The organism is Nonomuraea antri (assembly GCF_013283785.1).
Taxonomy (GTDB): Bacteria; Actinomycetota; Actinomycetes; order Streptosporangiales; family Streptosporangiaceae; genus Nonomuraea; species Nonomuraea antri.
This window is the reverse complement of the sequence record NZ_JABCPZ010000472.1, coordinates 1-2,659: the sequence shown is the minus strand read 5'-3', so window position 1 is coordinate 2,659 and position 2,659 is coordinate 1. Positions and strand designations below refer to the sequence as shown.

Annotated in this window: 3 protein-coding genes; all 3 read left to right on the top strand. The window is 73.2% G+C overall.

From position 1 onward, the window contains the following. A partial coding sequence (locus HII36_RS54560; protein ID WP_217371133.1) for a CGNR zinc finger domain-containing protein occupies window positions 1–434 on the top strand: 434 nt, incomplete at its 5' end. A 666-nt stretch (window positions 435–1,100) separates the two neighbouring features. After that, on the top strand, window positions 1,101–1,397 hold the full coding sequence (locus HII36_RS54555; RefSeq protein ID WP_173531274.1) for a hypothetical protein: 297 nt from the start codon (window positions 1,101–1,103) through the stop codon (window positions 1,395–1,397). After that, window positions 1,397–2,620, top strand: coding sequence for a DUF6745 domain-containing protein (locus HII36_RS54550; protein WP_173531273.1), 1,224 nt, complete (start codon window positions 1,397–1,399; stop codon window positions 2,618–2,620). The genes HII36_RS54555 and HII36_RS54550 overlap by 1 nt, the downstream gene beginning before the upstream one ends. The last annotated feature ends 39 nt before the right edge of the window (window positions 2,621–2,659 follow it).

Here is a 2,659-nt window from a genome sequence, read left to right as displayed (position 1 = left end):
GTGTCGGGTGCGGTTCAGGTGCGGGGCGCGGTTCGGGACAGGGCGAGTTGGCGGATGGGCTGGTGGAGGTTCGAGAGGTGCGGGGGCGGCTGCGGGCGTTGTTGCGGGCCGAGCCTGGCGAGCGGACCGTTGCGTTGACGCGATGGGCCGCTGAGCTGCCCATCCGTGCCGTCATCGAGGACCGCGACGGGCTCCCCGGCCTGCGCCCGGCCGCCGGACCCGGGGCCGGTCTGGCGCAGCGGCTCGCCGTGCGGGCGGTACGCGAACTGCTGGACCTCGCCGCCGCCGGGGACTGGTCGCGCCTGCGTATGTGCGGCGCCGCGCCCTGCGAGGACGCGTTCATCGACCGGAGCCGCCCGGGACGCCGCCTGTTCTGCTCGACCAAATGCGCCAACCGGGCACACGCCGCAGCCTCCCGAGCCCGCCACCGCTGAACGACTCCCCAAACGGTCGCCGCCGAAGCGGACGGACACGCTGACCCATCGGCGCTGGGCGTCCCCCTCCTGAACGGCCCAGCTTCCTGAACGGCTGGGGCCGGGTGTCGCCTTCCCGAACGGAGGCTTTCCCGCACGACCGGGGCCGGGCGTCCCCTCCCGAACGGTCGGCCTTCCCGCACGGCGGGAGCCGGGCGTCCCCTCCCGAACGATCGGCTTTCCGAATGGCCGGGCCGGGCGTCCGCCTCCCGGTCGGTCGGCCTTCCGGACGGTTGGCCTTCCCGCGCGGCGAGAGCCGGGTGTCCGTCTCCCGAACGGGCGGCTTTCCCGCGCGGCGGGAGCAGGGTGTTCGCCTCCTGGACGGTCGGCTTTCCCGTACGGCTGGGGCCGGGTGTTCGCCTCCTGGACGGTCGGCTTTCCCGTACGGCCGGGGTCGGGCGTTCGCCTCCCGGACGGGCGGCTTTCCCGCACGGTCGGGGCTGGGCGTCCCCCTTCCGGACCGTCGGGCCTGGGTGTCCGCCTTCCCGAACCGTCGGGGCGGGAGCGGCTGACGGAGTGTCGGTGGTCCTGAAGGGGGGCGTTGAAGTACCGGGTTTTGAAGGGGGCGTCGAACTGTCGGTGGGGACCAGTAGCTTTTCGCCATCCCCCGACGATGGAGGTTGGTCGATGTACCGACAGGGCGACATCCTGATCATGCCCGTGCCCGATGAGGAGGCTCCGCGCGTGACGCGGCCCGAGCCTCGCGACGCACGCGGCAGGCTGGTGCTGGCGTACGGCGAGGCCACCGGCCACTGCCACGCCATCCCCGGCCCGGGCACGCTCTCCGGCGGTTTCCTGCACCTGCCCGAGGGCGGCAGGCTCGTGCACGAGGAGCACGACGCGATCTCGCTGCCCAAGGGCTGGTACCGGGTGGTCAGGCAGCGCGAGTACATTCCTGGCGCGTACCGGGTGGTGGCCGACTGATGACGACGTTGACGTGGGAGGAGATCGCCGCCGCCACCGGGCCTGGCGACGACGTCGAGTCGGCGGTGCGGCAGGCGTACCGTGAGGCTGGGCTCGCCGAGCCGGAGCGGGTCGTGGTGCTGCCTTCGCCTGCGGCCGGGGCGGTCGCGGTGGCCTGGCTGACCGGTGACCAGAAGGTGCTCGCCGCGCTGACCCAGGCGGGACTCAAGCCGGTGGCCGAACTCGAAGGCGTTGACGCGGGGGGACCTGAAGGCGTCGGCCCGGGGGGACCTGAAGGCGTCGGCCCGGCGGGACCTGAAGGCGTCGATCCGGGGAAATCCGAAGGCGTCGGTTCAGGGAGTTTCGGAGCCTTCGATCTCGGGAGTCTCGGAGCTTTCGACCCTGCGAGTCTCGGAGCCTTCGATCCCGGGAGTCTCGAAGGCATTGATCCCGGGAGTTGCGTGCGTGAGGTCGTTCGTACGGCGCCGTGGGAGCGTGCCAGGGCGGCGGCGCATCGGGAGCTGGGGCCGACGGGGTGGGCCGCGCACTGGTCCGACACCGGCGGCCGGCTGTGGCCGCAGGTCAACCGGATCGTCACGGACATCCGCCGGGCCGTGGCCGATCTCGGCGGCGAGGGGCTGCGCAGGATCACGCTCGACGCGGTGCTCGGCCAGCACGACGCGCCCTGGCTGTCGGCGTTCGACGGCCTCGACGGGCTCAAGCGGGTGGCGGGCGGCGCCGGCTGGTGGTGGCCGTTCGAGCGGCTGGCCGTCGTCACCGAGCGCCCGGTCGAGCTGCACCTCGACGACCTGGGCCGGTTGCACCGCGCCGACGGTCCCGCGCTGCTCTACGCCGACGGATTCGCGTTGCACGCCTGGCACGGCATGCCCGTCCCGGAGGACTTCGGGGCGACGATGGGCGACATCACTCCCGCGGCCATCCGCGCGCAGGAGAACGCCGAGCTGCGCCGGGCCATGCTCGAACACTTCGGCATGGAACGCTACCTCGCCGAGTCGGGCGCACGGCCGCGGCACTCCGACGACACCGGCGTGCTGTGGCGCATCGACCTGCCCGACGACGAGCCGATCGTCATGGTCGAGGTGGTCAACTCCACGCCCGAGCCCGACGGCACGCGGCGCACGTACTTCCTGCGGGTGCCGCCGTGGGTGCAGCGGGCGCGGCAGGGCGTCGCCTGGACGTTCGGCGTCCCCGAGGAGCACTACCACCCGGAGCGCGAGACCTGATCGAGCGGTGATCGGGGGCGCCGGTGGTCAGGGGAGGCG